The 19,119-nt window shown below is 56.5% G+C and carries 20 protein-coding genes and 1 tRNA gene; 12 read left to right on the top strand and 9 right to left on the bottom strand.

From position 1 onward, the window contains the following. Positions 1 to 9: 9 nt before the first annotated feature. The 4 genes from FB556_RS09125 (at position 10) to FB556_RS09110 (ending at position 3,730) form a co-directional block, all read left to right on the top strand. Complete coding sequence (locus FB556_RS09125) at positions 10 to 813, top strand: C40 family peptidase (protein WP_141866974.1); 804 nt, start codon at positions 10 to 12, stop codon at positions 811 to 813. An 81-nt stretch (positions 814 to 894) separates the two neighbouring features. After that, entirely contained in the window at positions 895 to 1,146 is a 252-nt protein-coding gene (locus FB556_RS09120) for a hypothetical protein (RefSeq protein ID WP_141866972.1), read from the top strand. 53 nt (positions 1,147 to 1,199) lie between these two features. Then, positions 1,200 to 3,083, top strand: coding sequence for an ABC transporter ATP-binding protein (locus tag FB556_RS09115; protein WP_379985341.1), 1,884 nt, complete (start codon positions 1,200 to 1,202; stop codon positions 3,081 to 3,083). Continuing rightward, a complete protein-coding gene (locus FB556_RS09110; protein ID WP_141866970.1) occupies positions 3,083 to 3,730 on the top strand; it encodes a class I SAM-dependent methyltransferase in 648 nt (215 codons plus the stop codon). Before FB556_RS09115 ends, FB556_RS09110 begins: the two co-directional genes overlap by 1 nt. 144 nt (positions 3,731 to 3,874) lie before the next feature. On the opposite strand, the gene FB556_RS09105 is transcribed toward FB556_RS09110, so the two are convergent. The 3 genes from FB556_RS09105 to FB556_RS09095 all read right to left on the bottom strand — a co-directional run bounded on the left by FB556_RS09105 (position 3,875) and on the right by FB556_RS09095 (position 5,447). Beyond that, positions 3,875 to 4,393, bottom strand: coding sequence for a Dps family protein (locus FB556_RS09105; RefSeq protein ID WP_141866968.1), 519 nt, complete (start codon positions 4,391 to 4,393; stop codon positions 3,875 to 3,877). 214 nt (positions 4,394 to 4,607) lie between these two features. Continuing rightward, positions 4,608 to 4,684: transfer RNA gene (locus FB556_RS09100), tRNA-Arg, on the bottom strand. A gap of 73 nt (positions 4,685 to 4,757) precedes the next feature. Next, entirely contained in the window at positions 4,758 to 5,447 is a 690-nt protein-coding gene (locus tag FB556_RS09095; protein ID WP_141866966.1) for a hypothetical protein, read from the bottom strand. Between the two features lie 168 nt (positions 5,448 to 5,615). Here FB556_RS09095 and pcrA point away from each other — a divergent pair, with 168 nt between their 5' ends. From pcrA to FB556_RS09075, 4 genes are all read left to right on the top strand, one after another. Further along, the gene (gene pcrA / locus FB556_RS09090) at positions 5,616 to 8,102 is read left to right on the top strand and encodes a DNA helicase PcrA (protein ID WP_141866964.1); all 2,487 of its coding nucleotides are present in this window, start codon (positions 5,616 to 5,618) and stop codon (positions 8,100 to 8,102) included. Between the two features lie 164 nt (positions 8,103 to 8,266). Further along, positions 8,267 to 9,430 carry an ADP-forming succinate--CoA ligase subunit beta gene (sucC, locus tag FB556_RS09085; protein ID WP_141866963.1) on the top strand — a complete coding sequence of 388 codons (1,164 nt, stop codon included), beginning with the start codon at positions 8,267 to 8,269 and terminating at the stop codon, positions 9,428 to 9,430. An 18-nt stretch (positions 9,431 to 9,448) separates the two neighbouring features. Beyond that, a complete protein-coding gene (sucD, locus tag FB556_RS09080; protein WP_141866961.1) occupies positions 9,449 to 10,366 on the top strand; it encodes a succinate--CoA ligase subunit alpha in 918 nt (305 codons plus the stop codon). A gap of 406 nt (positions 10,367 to 10,772) precedes the next feature. After that, positions 10,773 to 11,378, top strand: a complete 606-nt coding sequence (locus FB556_RS09075; protein ID WP_170200430.1) for a multicopper oxidase domain-containing protein — start codon at positions 10,773 to 10,775, stop codon at positions 11,376 to 11,378. A gap of 52 nt (positions 11,379 to 11,430) precedes the next feature. Here the strand turns inward: FB556_RS09075 and FB556_RS09070 are convergent, their stop codons facing one another. Both FB556_RS09070 and FB556_RS09065 read right to left on the bottom strand, forming a co-directional pair. Continuing rightward, the gene (locus FB556_RS09070) at positions 11,431 to 11,913 is read right to left on the bottom strand and encodes a glutathione peroxidase (protein WP_141866957.1); all 483 of its coding nucleotides are present in this window, start codon (positions 11,911 to 11,913) and stop codon (positions 11,431 to 11,433) included. A gap of 66 nt (positions 11,914 to 11,979) precedes the next feature. Continuing rightward, positions 11,980 to 13,110, bottom strand: coding sequence for a VIT1/CCC1 transporter family protein (locus FB556_RS09065; protein WP_141866955.1), 1,131 nt, complete (start codon positions 13,108 to 13,110; stop codon positions 11,980 to 11,982). Between the two features lie 84 nt (positions 13,111 to 13,194). Between FB556_RS09065 and FB556_RS09060 the strand changes: the two genes are divergently transcribed. Both FB556_RS09060 and FB556_RS09055 read left to right on the top strand, forming a co-directional pair. Next, on the top strand, positions 13,195 to 13,593 hold the full coding sequence (locus tag FB556_RS09060) for a YidH family protein (protein WP_141866953.1): 399 nt from the start codon (positions 13,195 to 13,197) through the stop codon (positions 13,591 to 13,593). Beyond that, positions 13,583 to 13,942 carry a DUF202 domain-containing protein gene (locus FB556_RS09055; RefSeq protein WP_141866951.1) on the top strand — a complete coding sequence of 120 codons (360 nt, stop codon included), beginning with the start codon at positions 13,583 to 13,585 and terminating at the stop codon, positions 13,940 to 13,942. The genes FB556_RS09060 and FB556_RS09055 overlap by 11 nt, the downstream gene beginning before the upstream one ends. Here FB556_RS09055 and FB556_RS09050 read toward each other — a convergent pair. Together FB556_RS09050 and FB556_RS09045 are read right to left on the bottom strand one after the other, a co-directional pair. Next, on the bottom strand, positions 13,939 to 14,457 hold the full coding sequence (locus tag FB556_RS09050) for a pyridoxamine 5'-phosphate oxidase family protein (RefSeq protein WP_246057338.1): 519 nt from the start codon (positions 14,455 to 14,457) through the stop codon (positions 13,939 to 13,941). The genes FB556_RS09055 and FB556_RS09050 overlap by 4 nt on opposite strands. Positions 14,458 to 14,511: 54 nt before the next feature. Further along, the gene (locus tag FB556_RS09045; protein ID WP_170200429.1) at positions 14,512 to 15,303 is read right to left on the bottom strand and encodes an inositol monophosphatase family protein; all 792 of its coding nucleotides are present in this window, start codon (positions 15,301 to 15,303) and stop codon (positions 14,512 to 14,514) included. A 75-nt stretch (positions 15,304 to 15,378) separates the two neighbouring features. Here FB556_RS09045 and FB556_RS09040 point away from each other — a divergent pair, with 75 nt between their 5' ends. Beyond that, positions 15,379 to 16,590 carry an App1 family protein phosphatidate phosphatase gene (locus FB556_RS09040; RefSeq protein ID WP_141866947.1) on the top strand — a complete coding sequence of 404 codons (1,212 nt, stop codon included), beginning with the start codon at positions 15,379 to 15,381 and terminating at the stop codon, positions 16,588 to 16,590. A 2-nt stretch (positions 16,591 to 16,592) separates the two neighbouring features. Next, positions 16,593 to 17,027 (top strand): acyl-CoA thioesterase, encoded by a 435-nt coding sequence (locus FB556_RS09035; protein WP_141866945.1) that lies wholly within the window; start codon positions 16,593 to 16,595, stop codon positions 17,025 to 17,027. Here the strand turns inward: FB556_RS09035 and FB556_RS09030 are convergent. Continuing rightward, positions 17,024 to 17,623, bottom strand: coding sequence for a DedA family protein (locus FB556_RS09030; protein WP_141866943.1), 600 nt, complete (start codon positions 17,621 to 17,623; stop codon positions 17,024 to 17,026). The genes FB556_RS09035 and FB556_RS09030 overlap by 4 nt on opposite strands. Positions 17,624 to 17,626: 3 nt before the next feature. Further along, a complete protein-coding gene (gdhA, locus tag FB556_RS09025) occupies positions 17,627 to 18,964 on the bottom strand; it encodes an NADP-specific glutamate dehydrogenase (protein WP_141866941.1) in 1,338 nt (445 codons plus the stop codon). Between the last annotated feature and the right edge of the window lie 155 nt (positions 18,965 to 19,119).

The following is a 19,119-nucleotide window of genomic DNA, read 5'->3' as shown; positions in this document are numbered from 1 at the left end:
GTAAACTAAGTGTCGAAGCGCATTTCAACTGCACGTCACCGTGCAACTCCTGAGAAGGGCGCCACGCTAGAAGCCGTCACTCAGGCCATTGGCCGCTCGGGTCGCCAAGCTGCTGTGATTGCGGCAGCCTCGGGAATGGTGTTGACCGTAGCACCAGCAGCTAATGCTGCACCTGTGCAGACCGATCGTGAAACATCGACTCTGCCAGCCACAAACTTCAAACTGGAACGCACGTCGGGCAAAGCCGACGTTATTACCGCTGACTCGGTACGTCTTGATCTTGGTCGCGCGGAGCTTCAATCAACACGTGCTCCAGAGCCTGTCGTTGAGGAAGTCGAAGAAGACCTCGCTCCAGTAACTAACGAAACAGCTGCTAACAACAGCACCAGCGAAACCGACAACGACGCTCAGACCCAGTCTGCTAGCACTCAGGAAGCTCCAAGCGCTCCAGAGTCCACCGCATCTGGTTCGCTCGGTGCGGTCGTCTCTGCTGCATACTCCGGCGTCGGAACCCCATACGTATGGGGTGGTAAAGGCCCAGGCGGCTGGGACTGCTCCGGATTCACCGCATGGGCGTACGCTCAAGCAGGCATCAATATTCCATCTTCCACCTCGGCTATCTTGGGTTCCGGCCAGTTCGTTCGCACTGCCAGCCCGAAACCAGGTGACCTCGTCTTCCAAAACGGTGGTTCCCACGTTGGAATCTACGTTGGAAACGGTCAGATGATCGGCGCTCAGAACCCTTCGGTCGGCACTATCTTGCACAGCGTCAACCGCAACCCACTGATGGGCTACTACACCTACGTAGGTTAGGTTTTTCCTTACAACTGCACAACAAGGTCCCTCCTGATAATCAGGAGGGACCTTGCTGTGTTTAACAGAAAGCATCGACACATGACACAACCTCTACCCGATTGGGCTAGCAATTTGCTCAGCGCACTTGAAATCGAATCGGTCCAAGTCGATATTGCGACACTTCGGCACATCGCAGATGCAATTGATCACGATGAGCAAACCGATAAGCTCGTGGTTGGATTCATTGCAGGTTACGCGGCTGGCATTGCACAAGGCACCGGTATGGCTGGGTTCGACAAGGCCCACGCTGCCTCCGTGAGCTTTATGGCCAAGAGCCTAGGCACGGAATAATATCGCACGATACGTGCTGAAGCTGTGGGAGAAGAGCAGGAGGAAATACTTACGTGAGCATGAATCATGCGGGCTGGGCAGCCCTGGGGAAACTGCGTCAAAGTAAAGACCAACAATCGCTTAAACCCGGTACCATCGGACGCTCATGGTCATTCATTGCGCGATATCGGACCCGACTGACCCTCTATCTCATCGTGTCGGCACTGGGCGCGGTACTCACCGTGGTGTCGCCCATTCTTGCCGGTGATGTCGTCAACGCGATCGTTGATGGAGCCGACATCCGTATCGTGATCAACTTGGCACTCCTTATTGCCGGTGCTGCACTGCTCGAAGCGCTACTTAATGTCATCTCGCGGTGGCAATCCGCCTCGCTGGGAGAGCGGACCATATTCGACTTACGTACCAGCGTGTTCGACCACGTGCAGAAAATGCCGGTAGCGTTCTTTACCCGCGCTCGGACCGGGGCGCTGGTCTCTCGTCTCAATAACGACGTCATCGGTGCCCAAACCGCGATCGCCAGGACGTTACCTACGGTGGTTATGAATGTCGTGACCCTCGGGGTGACGCTGGTGGTTATGTTTACCACGTCCTGGCAGATCACCCTGGTGGCGCTTCTGCTGCTGCCAGTATTTCTTTTACCTGCCCGTTCGATTGGTCACCGCATTGCCGTACAGACCCGTGAACGCGCCACACGTAACGCCGCCATGGGAGATCAGATGACCGAACGGTTCTCAGCACCCGGGGCGACGTTGGTAAAGCTCTTTGGCGAACAACGCCACGAGTCCCAGGTGTTTGCAGATCGTGCGGATGGCGTTCGTGAATCTGGGGTCCGCATTAGTGTATGGACCTCGGTATTTATGACCATGTTGACGCTGGTATCTTCGCTTGCATTAGCCGCTGTCTATGGCATCGGTGGTTACCAAGCAATCACCGGTAGCCTGAACGCAGGCGACGTCGTCACCCTGGCGTTGCTCCTGACTCGGCTGTATGCGCCGCTGACCGGATTGGCCACCGCACGCGTTGAACTGATGAGCGCATTGGTGTCGTTTGAACGGATCTTTGAAGTGCTCGACCTACAACCGATGATCAAAGACCCGCAGAACCCGAAAACGATTCCCGCCGGGGGAGTGCGCATCCAATTTCACGACGTCGATTTCCGATACCCTGCGGCCTCCGAAGTGTCATTGGCCAGTTTGGAAGAGGTCGCGGTCTTGGATAGTCGGGAAACCGAGCAGGTGTTACACGACCTGAATTTCACCGTGGAACCCGGGCAGACGGTTGCTCTGGTGGGCTCTTCGGGTGCTGGCAAGTCGACCATCGCCAACCTGGTGACCCGTCTCTATGATGTCACGGGTGGTGCTATCACCCTCAACGGTGTTGATCTTCGCGACGCTGCGGCCGAAGATATCCACAATCGCGTTGGCATGGTAACCCAAGACTCCCACCTCTTCCATACCTCCATCCGGGATAACCTGACGCTGGGACACCGAAACGTCGAAGACGAACAGATCTGGCAGATCCTAGAACATGCTCGCCTAGCTGAGGTCGTCCGGCAGATGCCCGACGGTCTTGATACCGTCGTCGGCGAGCGTGGATACCGCCTTTCGGGTGGTGAACGCCAACGCTTGGCGATTGCCCGCTTGCTGATCGCAGCACCCGAGGCCGTGATTTTAGACGAGGCTACCGCTTCTCTGGACTCCACCAATGAAGCAGCCGTTCAACAAGCTCTTGACCAGGCATTGGAAGAACGAACAGCCCTGGTGATCGCGCACCGGTTGTCAACCGTGGTGAACGCGGATGAGATTTTGGTGATCGAAGATGGCCGCATCTACGAACGTGGTACGCACGCTGAACTCTTGGCAGCCGATGGCCGTTATGCTGAGCTATACACCACCCAATTTCAGCAAGCGCCACACACCCGAGGTGAACGTGCATAATGCATGAGACCGCACAGCCCAGCTGGGACGACAGATATCGTGAAGCCCAACAGATCTGGTCCGGGAAAGTCAACGCTGTCCTTGCAGATGTCGGCTCCAGGCTGACGCCGGGCACTGCCTTGGATTTGGGTTCTGGCGAAGGCGCCGACGTCATCTGGTTAGCCGAACATGGCTGGCACGTTACCGGTGTGGACATCTCGTCCGTGGCCGTCTCCAGGGCCGTCCAAGCGGCACGCTCTATGAACATCCCAGCCGAGCTGGCACGCTTTACCGTGGCAGATTTAGCCCAGTGGAATAACGAACAAACATATGACCTCGTGGTGAGTTCGTTTCTACACTCTCAAGGTGACTTCGACCGGCCCGGTATTCTGCGTGCCGCCATAAACTACGTGGCAGACGGGGGTCACTTGCTCGTTGTTTCGCACGCTACGTTCCCACCGTGGTCACAGGCTCACCGTGATCCTGAGACAGCAGAGCACCATCACGATGCCACCACCCCCGAGTCTGAACTTGAGCTTTTACAGTTAGATCCATCGTCGTGGAATGTTGAGATCGCGGTGTTTCGTTCCCGGGAAGCAACCGGGCCGGCGGGGGAAGTTGCGACCCTCCAAGATACTGTGGTGTTAGCGCGCAAAACACCATCATGATGCACGTGGTGACGGCTGATCCAGTCAGAGGGCCTCGGGGGCACGCATCACGTCCCAAACAATGTAGGCAGAAAAACTCCCCGAGACGTAATGCTATGTCTCGGGGAGCGATCGGTTATGGCTGTACTCTAGCGGCCGGGTAATTTAGTCGGTGACGTGCTGCAGCGAACCGTCAGCCTTGGTGATGAACGAGCGCAGGAACCACTGGAAGAGTTCCAGGCCGCGGGTTACCTCAACCAAGATATCTTCCGAGATGGGATCGACTTTTCCGACTTCAGCGATGGCGGTGCGGAAGTCTTTGATGAGGTCGGTGTACACCACATCGAGAGCCGAGATATGCGCAAGGCTAGAGGCGCGATTTAACGGGTAGTCATCCCAGTCGCGACCGGTCACGATCGCACCAGGGGTGCCTTTTGGAGCGACCCCCATGGTAGCAATGCGCTCTGCAACAAGGTCAGCCCAGCCTCGAACTTCGTCCACCTGCGGATCCAGCATCTCATGGACAGAGATGAACTCTGGTCCAACAACGTTCCAGTGAGCGTGCTTCAGCGTCAGGTGCAAATCATTGAGGGCGTGAAGACGAACCTGAAGTGTTTCAGTTACACGATGTGCGTCTTCCATCTCAACGCCAGGAGCCGTAAATTCTGCATAATTTTCAGTCATGAATAACCTTCCTGTTACAGACCTAAGTTTTGCAATGTGGTGCAAAACTGAATAGGGCCGGGGTCTGCCCTGATTCCTAATCTCTACTCAATATGTTTTTCGTAGTCATCGCAAGGTATGTGAGGCTAACCTGAGTCGATACTCAGCAACTTATAAGGTTGTGGCAACCCGTGAGAAAACGTATGGTTGTGGTCTGTTCAAGAGGTTATAGAGATGGTGCCCTCGACTGGATTCGAACCAGCGACCTTCCCTTTAGGAGAGGGATGCTCTATCCAACTGAGCTACGAGGGCGTGGGCATTAACCTGCCATTTGCGGTGGTACAAGTTGCCAGATTACCAGACGATTGTGCCACTGAAATCATTCTTACCGGTAGGTGCCACCGATCTCGCGTTCAGCATCCAGAGAGGTCGCCAAGCCGGTGCTGTTGCGTGCTACGAATTTCAATACCAGCATCACGACGATCCAAATGATAATTAAGATCAGCAAGAGCCATTGGGCAATCGTTAGGGAAGACGCAAGCGCGACTTTTGCTTGGGTGACGTCGCGCAAAGCCTGCTCACGAGCAATGGTCGCCCAGATCTCGAGTCCGGCATAGCCCACCGCAACGATGATTGCACCCCATCGTGCCCAGGTGGTTTTCAATGTCCATAAGGCCACGGCGATCAGACCCAAGGCCATGAGGGCAGGAAATAATCGACCGGCAGTGATATGCACCCCGTTGTATTGTCCCATCGCGTCGTCGTCCATGCGTTCGGCCAGCCGCTCGACATCAGCGACCTCGAAGCCCGACATGCGGTGATCAAGCATGGCCATGCCACCGGTGAGCTGCTCCATGCCCTGAAGTGCCACGATGTGATAATAGAACCCGATAAACACGGTGACAGCGAGGATCGCAAACACCAAGATGCCGGGACTACCTTCTTGATGGCCGGCGTGCTGGATATCTGACTTAGCTTGTGCCATCGTCAGATGCGGTCGCTTAGCCCGAGTCTGCTTTGTTTTCGGTGCAGGCTCAGCACTGGCATAGTCTTTGGCACGGCGTTTTCTTGCCACTCATCCTCCGGGATTCCCAAGGCCCCCGCATACAGTCGAGTAGCCCACGTCTTGAACGATCACTGATCCTCATCTTAGTGGAGTCCTGAAGAGCAATTTAAGACCAGCGCTCCACAGCCCGCGAACACGCCGGGGTAATATCGGCGCTTGCGGTTAGACTTGTGCATCATGGCCCACCAGACTTCTTTGCCCAGTTTTTCGCCCGCATTTGCCCTTGAACCAACCGTTGAGAACCCGCTTGTGGCGGCCAAGACCACGGCGGACCAGTTGGTCGCGGGACTCAATGATGCACAAGCTGAGGCTGTCGTCCACCGCGGGGGACCACTACTTATTGTGGCTGGCGCCGGCTCGGGCAAAACTCGTGTCTTGACCCACCGCATTGGCCATTTACTCGCCACTGGTGACGCCCGGCCCCACGAATTTCTGGCCATTACCTTTACTAATAAGGCAGCAGCCGAGATGCGCGAGCGCATCGGGGACCTGGTCGGCCAGGCAGCACAACGCATGTGGATCTCCACTTTCCACTCTTCGTGTGTGCGTATTCTGCGACGCGAGGCAACCCATATCGGGTTGAAGTCGAATTTTTCGATTTACGATGCCACCGACTCACTACGATTGGTCACCCAGATTGCTAAAGACGCCGACCTGGATCCCCGCCGGTTTGCACCGCGCGCGATCCGTAACAAAATTTCGTCGCTAAAAAATGAACTGATCGACGCCGATACCTTTGCTGGCACCGCCGCTGGTGACCCGTGGCACCAGGCCGTCGCTGAGGTGTATAAGGAATACGAAAACCGGTTGCTGACCGCAAACGCGATGGATTTCGATGATCTCATCGCCAATGTCGTCCACATGTTTGATGCCTTCCCGGCGATTTTAGATAACTACCGCCGCCGGTTCCGGTTCGTGCTGGTCGATGAGTACCAGGACACCAACCACGCACAATACCGCCTGGTGCGCCAGTTGACCGGCGCCCCGGGCGAGCCGCCCGGCGTGGAAACCGAAGGCGGCCAACTGACCGTGGTGGGTGACTCTGACCAGTCGATTTATGCTTTCCGCGGGGCCGATATCCGAAATATCATCGATTTCGAACACGACTACCCGGATGCCACCGTCATCCGGCTAGAACAAAATTACCGGTCCACCCAGAATATTTTGGACGCCGCCAATGCGGTGATCGCTCAAAACCCATCCCGGGAAATTAAACGCCTGTGGACCGCGGAAGGTAACGGTGACAAGATCATCGGCTATGCGGCCGAGTCAGAATCGCGTGAGGCCCAGTGGATCACCGACATGATTGATGATCTGATGGATAACCATGACTACCGCCCGGCTGATATGGCCATCTTTTATCGCACTAACGCCCAATCCCGATCCATTGAGGAACGGCTCATCGCCTCCGGGATCCCGTACCGGGTGGTTGGTGGCACACGGTTTTATGATCGCAAAGAGATCAAAGACGCCCTGGCATATTTGCGGGTGCTGGATAACCCTGACGACGACGTGAACCTGCGCCGGATTCTCAATGAACCCAAGCGAGGGATCGGGGAGCGTGCCGAAGGTTTTGTTGCAGCACATCAAACGCGTCAGCAGTCGACGTTTATGACCGCACTGCGCGATGCCAAGAACGCTCCCGGTGGGATTGCGACCAGGTCACTCAACGCCATTAACAAATTCGTCCAACTGTTAGACGACTTACAGCAGTTGGCCCAGACCGAATCCGTGGCAACCATTCTGGAGGCCGTACTGGAACAGACCGGCATGCTCGAAGCGCTACGGAACTCTAAAGACCTCCAAGATGAATCGCGTGCCGATAACCTGGGCGAGCTTGTCGGCGTGGTGCGAGAATTTGATAAAGCCAACCCACAGGGCACGCTTGGAGACTTCTTAGAGCAGGTGGCACTGGTTGCTGATGCGGACCAACTCCCTGATGTCACCGATGCTGAGGGCCAAGCGCTCGCCGATCACATGGGCGAAGTCACGCTCATGACGCTGCACACCGCCAAAGGTCTAGAATTTCCGGTCGTGTTCTTGACCGGGATGGAACACGGCGTCTTCCCACATGCCCGGTCCATGGCCGATGAGAAAGAACTCGCCGAAGAACGTCGTCTGGCCTATGTTGGCCTGACTCGGGCTCGCGAACGGCTGTTTGTGTCCCGGGCTGAGGCACGCAGCATGTGGGGTCAACATCAGTTCAATCCCGCCAGCCAGTTCCTGGCTGAGATCCCAGCCGAGCTCATTGAATGGGAACGCGAGGGCAAAGGCACCCCGGCCACCGCCAAGTTCGGGGCAGGCTTTGGTGGATTTGGCCAAGATGCAGGAGCGCGAGGCTTCCGCTACCGGGATGCCCAACGGTTTAGTGGGTCACACTGGGGTGCTTCGACGTCGTCGAAAAATTACGGCCGCGCTGGCACCGACGGGATCACCGAGGCACAAGAGCGCGCCCAGGTAACCAAGCCGCAACCGCGTACGAAAGTCAATCCCCAGAAGGAAGTTGTCGCGGTCTCGACCGGCGACACTGTTGAACATAAAACCTTTGGGACCGGCGTGGTGACTGCCGTGCAAGGGGCGGGGGATAAAGCGGTCGCCGTCGTCCAATTTGCCGAGTCCGAAAAGCGGCTCCTGTTGCGCTATGCGCCGCTCAAGAAGGTCTGAAGATCACCAATATAAGGTCATGGTTCCTCAACACGGTCTCGGGTGCACTAAGGTAATGGCTTAGGAGTTCTGAGGCTTTCAAAGCCGGACTCACAGATGCCGTGCTGCATTCTGTTGTGGGCATCTGATCCAAACGTTGTCGAGGTAAAAAGGACTGCAAACTCGTGGACCTGTATGAGTACCAGGCACGCGATCTCTTCGAAGCACACGGGGTACCCGTGTTGGCTGGGATCGTTGCCGAAACCCCGGAAGAAGCAAAAGCCGCCGCTGAAAAACTCGGTGGCGTCACCGTGGTCAAAGCCCAAGTTAAAGTTGGTGGCCGTGGACTAGCCGGCGGTGTCAAAGTCGCCAAGAACGCTGACGAAGCCTTTGAATATGCCAAAGACATCCTGGGCATGGACATCAAAGGTCACACCGTACACCAGGTGATGATCGCTGAAGGCGCCGACATCAAAGAAGAGTACTACTTCTCGATCCTGTTGGATCGTGCCAACCGTTCCTACCTGGCCATGGCCTCGGTAGAAGGCGGTATGGACATCGAGCAGCTGGCTGAAGAACGCCCAGAAGATCTGGCCCGGGTGGAAGTTTCTCCAATCACCGGCCTGAACCGCGAAGTTGCAGACAAGATCGTTGCCGAAGCGAAATTCGCCGAAGACCTGCGCGACAAGGTCGCCGAAGTCTTGGTCAAACTCGGTGAAGTCTTCGTCAAAGAAGATGCCACCCTGGTGGAAGTCAACCCACTGGTACTGACCGGTGACGGCAACCTGATTGCACTTGACGGAAAAGTCACCGTTGATGACAACGCCGGCTTCCGCCAGCCAGGCCATGCCGAACTGGTGGATGAGCGCACCGAGAACCCACTGGAAGCCAAGGCTGAAGCCAAGGGCCTGAACTATGTCAAGCTCGACGGCAACGTTGGCATCATCGGTAACGGTGCCGGCCTGGTCATGTCTACCCTGGACGTTGTTGCCTACGCTGGGGAAAACCACGGCGGCGCAAGCCCCGCTAACTTCCTGGACATCGGCGGCGGTGCTGATGCACAGATCATGGCCGATGGTCTCGACGTCATCTTGGGTGACCCAGATGTGAACTCTGTTTTCGTCAACGTCTTCGGTGGTATCACTGCGTGCGACGAAGTCGCAAGCGGGATCGTCAAAGCCCTGGAGATCCTGGGCGATTCGGCAACCAAACCACTGGTTGTGCGCCTGGACGGAAACAAGGTGGAAGAAGGCCGCGCCATTTTGGCCGACGCCAACCACCCACTGGTCACTCTTGCGGCCACCATGGACGAAGGCGCTGACAAAGCCGCCGAGTTGGCCAACAAATAAGGACGGGATAGGTAAAAGATGTCGATTTTCCTCAATAAAGATTCCAAAATCATCGTCCAGGGCATTACCGGTGGTGAGGGTACCAAACACACCGCACTGATGCTCAAGGCTGGCTCCAACATTGTCGGCGGCGTCAACGCCCGCCGCGCTGGCGAAACCGTAGAACACGTCGACGCCGATGGCAACGACGTCAGCCTCAACGTTTACGGCACCGTCAAAGAAGCGATGGCCGAAACCGGTGCCAACGTATCGGTCATGTTCGTGCCACCAAAATTCGCTAAAGACGCCGCGATGGAAGCCATCGAAGCCGAAATTGAACTTCTGGTCATCATCACCGAAGGCATTCCGGTCCAGGACACCGCAGAATTCTTCGCTGCCTCCCAGGCCAATGTCGACGCCGACGGCAAGCCAAAGACTCGTATTATTGGTCCAAACTGCCCCGGCATCATCACTCCTGATGTTTCCTTGGCAGGCATCACCCCAGCGACCATTACCGGAACCGGACCAATTGGCCTGGTTTCCAAGTCGGGTACCCTGACCTACCAGATGATGTACGAACTGTCCGACATCGGTATTTCCACCGCAATCGGTATTGGTGGCGACCCAATTATCGGCACCACCCACATTGACGCTCTGGAAGCATTTGAAAAAGATCCAGAAACCAAAGCCATCATCATGATTGGTGAAATTGGTGGCGACGCCGAAGAACAGGCTGCCGCCTACATCAAAGACAACGTCACCAAACCCGTTGTTGGCTACATCGCAGGCTTCACCGCCCCAGAAGGTAAGACCATGGGTCACGCCGGCGCGATCGTATCCGGTTCTTCAGGTACCGCAGCTGCGAAGCAAGAAGCACTTGAAGCAGTTGGCGTCCAGGTTGGTCAGACCCCAACCGAAGCCGCTGAAAAGATGCGCAACATTATGGAAAGCCTCTAAGTCACTCACTGACTAGATCTTCCGATTGGGGAGCCCGGACAAATTGTCCGGGCTCCCTTCGTCTTTAACAAGAGAGCCGGGACGAGCGAATTTTAAGACGAGCGAATTTTAACTAGTACGTCGCCTGCATTCCGGTCTACGCATGCCTAAAAGCATCGTGCATACCAATCAATACTCAACAGAACATACCCTCGTCAATGGAACGGTAGGGCCGGTCCTTGACATCACTGCGCAGCAGACGCGACCTCGGCTACTGAATGCTTCGACGGCTCGCAGTTACTCCTTTGGTTTGAGTAACGACCGACCCTTCACCATGATTGCTAGCGACGGCGGTTTGCTGGATCGGCCGACTCATCCACCACGATTGTTGCTAACTCCCGGTGAACGCGCGGAAATACTTGTGAGCATGCGCCCGAACGAGACGATGACCTTGCGGGCATATCCTCAGAATTTGGGGCTGTCGCAACGTGTGAGTCACAAAACGGGTGCAAAGGACACTTTGGATATCTTGCGGCTACATGCAGGGGAGCACCTGACGTCGTCACCGGCTGTACCGGTCCAGCTGGCTGCCATCTCAGGCTTAGAGACCTCTGTTATCAAACACACCCGAGAATTTGAATTAGGCAATAACAGCATCAACGGCAAGACAGTGGATATGCAGTGGATCGATGAGGTGGTCACGGTGGATACCACCGAGATGTGGGACATCTGGAATGCTCATAAGATGCCCCATAACTTCCATATCCATGATGTACAGTTTCAAATTTTGGATATCGGTGGTCAGGAGCCTCCACCCGAGCTCTCGGGGTGGAAGGATACCGTGTATGTCCCGCCGGAGGTACATTTACGACTGATGCTCCGGTTGAGTGACTACACAGATACTGACACCCCGTACATGTATCACTGCCACTTACTATGGCACGAGGATCAGGGAATGATGGGACAATTCGTTGTCGTTGAACCCGGACAGCAACTCAATCCCAGCGACCAAAACCATGAACAGCATCAATGAGTCGCTTCAGATGGGTGGTCTGTGACAACGCTGACCTTCTGCCGTGCACTACTTACTGTGGAAGGCTCTGTTCAATGGCGGTGATGACTTCCGGATCATCAGGAACCGTGCGTGATCGGAAACGATACATTTCGCCCGACGGTGCAATGAGGAACTTTTCGAAGTTCCATTTCACTTTGCCCGCTTTTCCTGCGGCATCGGCAGTTTTCTTCAGCTCGGTATAGAGCGGATGTTCGCGTCGACCATTGACCCGGATGGGATCGAAAATCGGGAATGTGATGCCATAGGTAGTGGAGCAGAATTCTTGGATGGCCTCGTTTGAGTTCAGTTCTTGTAGGAATTGGTTACTTGGGAATCCCAGGACTTGTAATCCACGCTCACCGTAGTGCTGCTGGAGTCTCTCCAGCGCCTCATATTGCGGGGTCAGACCGCATCGTGACGCCACGTTGACGATCAGCAATGCCTTGCCGTCGAACTCCGCGAGGGACGATTCGGCTCCCTCCATGGTTTTGAAAGGGATCTCGCGAAGATTCATCGCAGTTACACCTGTTCTCTAGGGTCGATGTTCGAAAAAGTCGACGACATGACGCCCTATCAGTACTTACACGTCAAAGAGCATACCCAGCAGGTAGGTCACACCGGCGGCACCTAACCCGATGGCCAATTGACGACAAGCACGTTTTACCGGAGATGCTCCGGAGAGTAAACCTACGATGCCACCTGTGATGAGCAACGCTACAGACACAAGTCCCAGCGCCCAGAGGAGGGCGGTCAGACCGGTGGCACCAAAAAAGAAAGGGAGCACCGGGATAATCGCGCCCGAAGCAAAGAAAAAGAACGAAGAAAATGCGACCTTCCACGGGTTGCCGACTGATTCGAAAGTCTCTTCCTTGAGTTCTTCTTCTGGCCCCTGTGAACCATCGGGCCGTGCCGAAAAGGACGGGTTGCAATCGCAACTGAGATAGCCCAAGCGCTCTAAGGCTCGGTGGCTGGCATCCGCCGGAGTCATACCTCGGGCACGGTAGACCAGTTCCAGTTCGTTTTGTTCGATATCCAGATGTTTTGCGGCGCGCAGGGTCACATGCGTTGGATGTGAGGCCTCTAAAAGTTCCCGTTGGGAGCGAACCGAGACATATTCTCCAGCGCCCATGCTCAACGCGCCAGCCAGCAGACCTGCGATACCGGTGAATAACACCACGGAGGGCGCTACCCCGGTGGCTCCAATACCCATTACCAGCGCCAGGTTAGAGACCAAGCCGTCATTGGCGCCGAAAACTGCAGCCCGGAAGTTTCCCGCCATCGTTTCACGCCCGCGAGCAGCTAGCCCACGGACGACTTCTTCATGGATGGCTTCATCAGCAGCGATCTTCGCTGGGACTTCAGAATCGTGTTTATATGGGGTATTAGATTCAGCTCGTTGCATCAGTGCAAGAACGAAGACTGACCCAAACATCCGAGCTAAGAACCGTAGCAGGGCGCGATGCAAGCTCGGGCGCGTGCGCACGCTGGCATGTTCACCCAGTAGATCCCGCCAGTGCTGTGCGTGCCGGTCTTCGGCATCTGCCAGGCCAAGTAAAATATCTCGTTCCGGACGCTTCGTCCGAGCCGCTAAATCGCGGTAAATCTGGCCTTCTGCAATTTCGTCAGCCAAGTATCTGCGCCAGCGCCGGATCTGTGACTTCGTTGGCCCTGCGGCCACGGTCACTTCCTGGTTTCTCTTCGAACCTGACATCCTCATTCCTTGCGTTTTACACGACCAAAGCGGTCCCTGTACAGCCTACCGTGTTGGCTCCAACCCTGAGTTACACTGTGGATTATGGAATCTGGTGAACAGCCCACAACTCCACCGCGAAAACGCGTCCCGCGAGCCCTGCATCTTGGAGAAGACCCCGACCCACGATTTACTCTAGCCAACGAGCGTACCTTTCTGGCGTGGATCCGTACGTCTTTAGCGTTGCTGGCGGGTGGTATCGCTGTCGAAGCGTTCACACACGAAATTTTTGATGATACGGCGAGAAAAGTTTTAGGCACCCTGTTGTTGATCCTGGGTGGTTTGTTGGCGGCTTCGGCAGCGGGGCGTTGGCTACGAGTCGAGGCCGCGATGCGACAGAAACGTTCCTTGCCCATTCCCATCTGGATTCCCCTCATCGCCCTCATCTGTGCTGTGGCTGCCATAACAGTGCTGGTCGCTATCTGGGTGACCAATGGCTTCTAACCCTTCGGATCGCCCAAAAGCTGTGCACCGGGCCCTTCAACACATGGATCCGGGGCTGCAACCGGAGCGTACCGTGATGTCATGGGGGCGCACCGGACTGGCGACCTCCGTGGTCGCGCTGCTGTTAATCCGCTGGTACCCCTCGGTGGGCGGCATCGTTTTTGTGCCGGTGATTATTGCTCTGCTCGGCGCGGGTCTTATCCAAGTATCCCAACGTCGCCGCTACACCGTGCAGGCGGCCGGGATAGCCAACGAGAACGTCGCCAGTGATTTCTGGGCCGTGTTCTGGATGACGGTCATGGCGGTACTCATCGCTACCACCGGCGTCATCGCAATGTGGGCTGCTTAGCGCGAGAGCTTTGTGGGATCTGGATCTTCCGGTGGGGTAGAAGTTGTGCGTTGCGGGTCGTAGGTGAAGGTCCGTTCATCACCGCGTTCCGGTTGGCGAGCAAAGATGAAATGTCGACCGGTGATCTCTTCGATGCTCAATGCGACAAAGAAGTCTTTAAATGTCGGGATCCATGGTGCAAGACCCAGCCCACGAACATAGTCGATCTCTTCTTCTGCCACCGGACTGATCTTGCCCCGTACAACAACCGACCAGCCTTCGTCTGGCAAGATCCCGTCGGTTTCAAAAGCGACCATGGAGCGTGCCTCTGCGGCGATCAACTTCGACCCTGGTGCGGTGCGAAAATACAGCTTTTTCTCGTCAAAGACATAGTTGACGGGAAAGATCTCCACCTGTCCCTCCGACAGAAAAGCTAACCGGCCGTGGCGAGTGTTTCGCAGCAGTAACTCCGCCTGCTGGCGCGTTAGCTTCAATACAGGTTGATCTTTTTGGTGTTCAAACATGTAGGCGCTCATAGCCTCTATTGTGATGCTTGAAACAGCCCGGTGCTACCGTTGGGCAGCGAAATGTCACATTTGGCGGATCCGGTCGAAAATATCGACGACGGTATCGCCAGAGCGTCCCGGTGCCACCGCCAGATAGTGGGGAGCCAGATGGTTTGGACCACCGCGGCCGGTGAGATAGGTTCCGCCTGCTTGCGTCAGGATATACGATGCCGCAGCGACATCCCACGGTTTGGTATCGACGCCTAACACCAGATCTGCGACCCCGCGGGCGGCTAAACAGATCTCTAGGGCACCAGACACCAGGCGACGAACAGTTGCAAAGCGGGTCACCAGCTCACCAAAGACTTCAGCTGCGTGCGGTGTACGTTGCAAAATCTCAGCGGCCGGAAATGATGTCACCAAATTATATTGGGAAACCTCTGCCGGGGCGGGTCGAGTATCAAAGGGTTCGCCATTGAGATACGCGCCGGTGGCATCGGCAGAATATTCATCGCCCGTCATCGGATCAACCACGACCCCTGCGACGACGTGCTGATCAATGACCGCGGCAAGAGAGATCGAAAACAGTGGGTAACCGTGAACGAAATTGCTTGTGCCATCAATGGGGTCAATGATCCATTCTATTTGGCCTGGTGCGGTCACCGGTTCGCGCCCGGTCTCCTCACCCCAGAAGACTGTGTTCTGACCCGCTAGCTGGGATTTCAGTAACTCTTCAATACGCTGATCCCAGTCCGAGACGAGATCGTGGCGGCTCGTCTTGGTGCGGGCAACTACCTGGCCTGAGGTAAAAGCTTCGGCGAGTTCCTCGGCTGCCGGGCGGGCAGCTTCCAGGGCTGCAAGGCGGAGGTCTGTCATGGTTTCCACCATAAACTACTCCGGTGGAAAGGTATTAGACTGTGTGGGTGAATAAGGAGTGGGACAAGCAATACTATGGCGCGCCGTCGTAAGACTTATCGATTTCCAACCATCCCGGGGCTGTCGAGCGCTGCGGGAAACGCAGCCTCCCCTCCAGAACAACTTGCCACCCTGAGTTATTACAGTTTCCAACGCCGTCGGCGCGACCGTGCCCGTCGTCGTGGAGATAAACCAAGAATTCTATCCTTTACCGGATATGGTTCCCCACGCTGGGTGCGGGTTTTTTCTCGGGTGCTGTTGGCTAAACCCGAATGGAGTGAGGCCGAATATTTAGCGCAAATTGTGCGCGACGGGGTACGTGGCTGGCAGAATTTTGTTTCCCCGCCGATTGCCTACGCGAAGCTCGAAGTCGAGATCAACGGGTATCGTCATGCCGTGCGTGCGGATCGCAATGGCGTGGTAGACGTGCGCATCCCGTGTGCACTGGACCCGGGGTGGGCCACGGTAACACTCCACGTTGAGGGCGCGGAATCCAGTAGCCAAGACGTGTTAATTATTGACGACCAGATCGAGCGCGCCGTCGTATGCGACGTTGACGATACCGTCTGGGTGACCGCACTGCCGCGCCCGCTCACGGCCGCGTGGAACTCGTTTTTGCTTGATGAACACGCCCGGCGGCCGGTTGCTGGGATGCCCGTGATGCTCAACCGCCTGGCGGATCAAGACGCGGGTACCCCGATTTTTTATGTTTCCACCGGTCCGTGGAATGTCGCGCACACCTTGACCAGATTTATGACACGGCATCTCTTTCCACTTGGGCCGATGCTGTTGACATCGTGGGGACCCACCGAAGATCGCTGGTTCCGCTCCGGGATGGCACATAAAGTCAGCGCCCTGGCCAGGTTAGCTGCGGACTTTCCGCACTTGACGTGGACTCTTATTGGAGACGACGGCCAACACGACCCCGAGATTTACACACATTTCGCACATCACCATCCGGGTCGTGTCAATGCGATTGCCATCAGGCAGCTGTCGGCTACCGAAGCGCTGTTGGCCGGTGGGCGAGCTGAGGAAACGCAACGCGCTACCGATGGCGTGCCCTGGGCATATGGTCCTGACGGGGCCGCCTTATCATTTCAGTTGGAAAATTTTGGTATTCTCGCCCCACGAGCGCACCCGCCGTTAGCCTGGCCACAGTCGGTTACCGCAGAGGAGCAAGTCACGGTGGCAGAGCTACGCGCCGACTATCCACAATTTACCCAAGACAATCCGGAGACAGACAAGTGAGCATGACCGTCGTTGAAATCCCCGTGCGCTGGGGCGATATGGATGCCTACGGGCACATCAATAACGTCCAAATTGTGCGGTTGATGGAGGAAGCCCGCGTCATAGTCTTCGGGCTGCCGTCCGGCACCGGCACCCTGGACGAGACCAGCCCGCAGCCTCACATTGATTTACTGAGCGGTGTTGACGACGGCGTCATGACGCTCATCGCCGACCACACGGTGAAATACCGGCGCCAGCTGCCATACCGAGGCACCCCCATCCGCGTGGAAGTCGGGGTGGCAAAAGTCAAAGGCGCCTCGGTAGAGATCTACTACCGCTTCTATGACGACGACGCCGTAGCGGTTCAAGCGACCTCGACGATGGTGTTCGTGAACCAAGAAACCGGGATGCCGGTACGGCTGACGGAGCAACAACGTGCTGCGCTTGCAGAGCACTAAGCTTGTTCGGGCCGGCGACCAGGCAGTCGCTGCAGGACCCAGTCGATGACCAGGCCGAAGACGATGCCAAGGCCCACACCCACGACCACGGCGAGCAGGGTATTATCCGGTAAAACGTGATGGGCCAGCATCCCCATGAGCGTCGCTAGACCGGCCCAGAGCACCCCGGCGAGGGCAGCAACCGGAAAGAACCGCGACAACGGAAAGCTCGTGGCCCCGGCGGTCATATTGACCACAATCCGTCCCACCGGAATGAACCTCCCGGTGAGTAACAAGGTGCTGCCACGATGAGCAAACGCACGTTTCACCCAGTGAAACGCGGCTTGGCCCTTCGCGCTGCGCAACCCGGGTATGCGACGCACGGGCACCCTGGCACCAACGTAGTAGGCAAGACAGTCACCGGTGAATCCGCCAAGCGCTGCAGCGGCCGTCAGCAGGATGATGAACCCGCTGGATGCCCCACTGGCCAGAGCCATGACGGTTGCGGCGGTGACGAAGGAATCGCTCGGGACAATGGGAAATACCGCGTCCACACAGCAAAATACCAACACCACCAAGATCAGCCATGGGGAAGTGCCCAGCTCGGCCAGCGACATCGTCTAGATGATGCCCTGGGCAATCATCGCGTCGGCGACTTTGAGAAAACCGGCAATATTTGCTCCGATCACATAATCACCCGGGTGCCCGAAATCCTCGGCGGTAGCGATGCACCGGTCATGAATGTCTTCCATGTTTTCTTCTAACCGGGCGTGGGTGTAGTCAAAGCTCCAAGTGTCTCGGGAGGCGTTTTGCTGCATTTCTAGCGCCGAGGTGGCCACCCCGCCGGCGTTGGCCGCCTTGCCGGGCCCAAAGAGTACGCCGGCTTCCCGGAAGGTGGCGATTGCCTGATGCATCGAGGGCATATTGGCGCCTTCGGCAACCGCTTTGACCCCGTTGCTGACCAGTGTGGCGGCGTCGTCGCCGGTCAGTTCGTTTTGCGTCGCGCAGGGAATAGCGACGTCAACCGGGACATCCCAAATGGAGCCGTCCGAGACAAAATATGCCCGTTCGCGGCGCTGCGCGTATTCGGAAATCCGGCCGCGCTCTACGCTTTTGATCTGGCGGAGCAAGTCGTTGTCGATACCTTGTTCATCGACGACATAGCCTGACGAGTCGGAAGCGCTGATCACTGTGGCGCCGAGCTGCTGAGCGTAATCGATAGCGTTGATCGCCACATTGCCCGAGCCCGACACGGTCACGGTCGCGCCATCCAGTGAGGTGCCAATGGTTTTGAGCATCTGGTTGGCAAACATGACGACACCATTGCCCGTGGCTTCAGGGCGAACCAGGGAACCACCCCAGGAGACGCCTTTACCGGTAAACGCACCGGCTTCAAAACGGTTGGTGATGCGCCGATACTGGCCGAACATAAACCCGATTTCACGGGTGCCCACCCCAATATCGCCGGCCGGTACATCAGTGTGTTCGCCAATGTGGCGGTACATTTCGGTCATGAACGATTGGCAAAAGCGCATGATTTCGCCATCAGAACGGCCCGACGGATTAAAATCAGCGCCACCTTTACCGCCACCGATGGGCATTCCGGTCAGGGCATTTTTGAACACTTGCTCAAAGCCCAAAAATTTCATGATGCCCAGATACACCGACGGGTGGAAACGAATGCCACCCTTATACGGGCCCAGCGCCGAGTTGAATTGCACCCGGAATCCACGATTAATTTTGACGACACCCTTGTCATCAACCCAGGGGACACGGAAGGTGATTTGTCGTTCGGGCTCGACCATACGCCGCAAAATGCCGTGCTCCACATATTCGGGATGGCGTTTCATGACCGGGCCGAGGCTATCAAAAACCTCATCGACTGCTTGGAAAAATTCGGTCTCCCCAGGGTTTCGGCGCAGGACTTCTTCTCTAATCTGGGCTAAACCGGCTTCCATATCGCAACCTTCCTCAAGCTTCTACTCTTGGCTGACTCGGGACCTGCGGTGAAATGACACGGCTGACACCTGAGACAACCGTTGTCTTCTTCAGCCATAATCTTAGGGGAAAACCGCTGTCAGCGCTGCAACGTTGCGCCATTTCGTGCGGGCAT

The organism is Enteractinococcus coprophilus, assembly GCF_006716305.1.
GTDB lineage: Bacteria > Actinomycetota > Actinomycetes > Actinomycetales > Micrococcaceae > Yaniella > Yaniella coprophila.
This window is presented reverse-complemented; position numbering and strand designations above follow the sequence as displayed.

What these genes read in the sequence shown, in the direction of transcription:
- sucD (WP_141866961.1), top strand. Translation starts at nt 9,449, where the DNA reads ATGTCGATTTTCCTCAATAAAGATTCCAAAATCATCGTCCAGGGCATT.
- FB556_RS09040 (WP_141866947.1), top strand. Translation starts at nt 15,379, where the DNA reads ATGGCGCGCCGTCGTAAGACTTATCGATTTCCAACCATCCCGGGGCTG.
- gdhA (WP_141866941.1), bottom strand. Translation starts at nt 18,964, where the DNA reads ATGGAAGCCGGTTTAGCCCAGATTAGAGAAGAAGTCCTGCGCCGAAAC.
- FB556_RS09105 (WP_141866968.1), bottom strand. Translation starts at nt 4,393, where the DNA reads ATGACTGAAAATTATGCAGAATTTACGGCTCCTGGCGTTGAGATGGAA.
- FB556_RS09050 (WP_246057338.1), bottom strand. Translation starts at nt 14,457, where the DNA reads ATGAGCGCCTACATGTTTGAACACCAAAAAGATCAACCTGTATTGAAG.
- FB556_RS09045 (WP_170200429.1), bottom strand. Translation starts at nt 15,303, where the DNA reads ATGACAGACCTCCGCCTTGCAGCCCTGGAAGCTGCCCGCCCGGCAGCC.
- FB556_RS09070 (WP_141866957.1), bottom strand. Translation starts at nt 11,913, where the DNA reads ATGAATCTTCGCGAGATCCCTTTCAAAACCATGGAGGGAGCCGAATCG.
- FB556_RS09055 (WP_141866951.1), top strand. Translation starts at nt 13,583, where the DNA reads ATGGCTTCTAACCCTTCGGATCGCCCAAAAGCTGTGCACCGGGCCCTT.
- FB556_RS09060 (WP_141866953.1), top strand. Translation starts at nt 13,195, where the DNA reads ATGGAATCTGGTGAACAGCCCACAACTCCACCGCGAAAACGCGTCCCG.
- FB556_RS09065 (WP_141866955.1), bottom strand. Translation starts at nt 13,110, where the DNA reads ATGTCAGGTTCGAAGAGAAACCAGGAAGTGACCGTGGCCGCAGGGCCA.
- FB556_RS09035 (WP_141866945.1), top strand. Translation starts at nt 16,593, where the DNA reads ATGACCGTCGTTGAAATCCCCGTGCGCTGGGGCGATATGGATGCCTAC.
- FB556_RS09075 (WP_170200430.1), top strand. Translation starts at nt 10,773, where the DNA reads ATGCGCCCGAACGAGACGATGACCTTGCGGGCATATCCTCAGAATTTG.
- pcrA (WP_141866964.1), top strand. Translation starts at nt 5,616, where the DNA reads ATGGCCCACCAGACTTCTTTGCCCAGTTTTTCGCCCGCATTTGCCCTT.
- FB556_RS09120 (WP_141866972.1), top strand. Translation starts at nt 895, where the DNA reads ATGACACAACCTCTACCCGATTGGGCTAGCAATTTGCTCAGCGCACTT.
- FB556_RS09030 (WP_141866943.1), bottom strand. Translation starts at nt 17,623, where the DNA reads ATGTCGCTGGCCGAGCTGGGCACTTCCCCATGGCTGATCTTGGTGGTG.
- FB556_RS09110 (WP_141866970.1), top strand. Translation starts at nt 3,083, where the DNA reads ATGCATGAGACCGCACAGCCCAGCTGGGACGACAGATATCGTGAAGCC.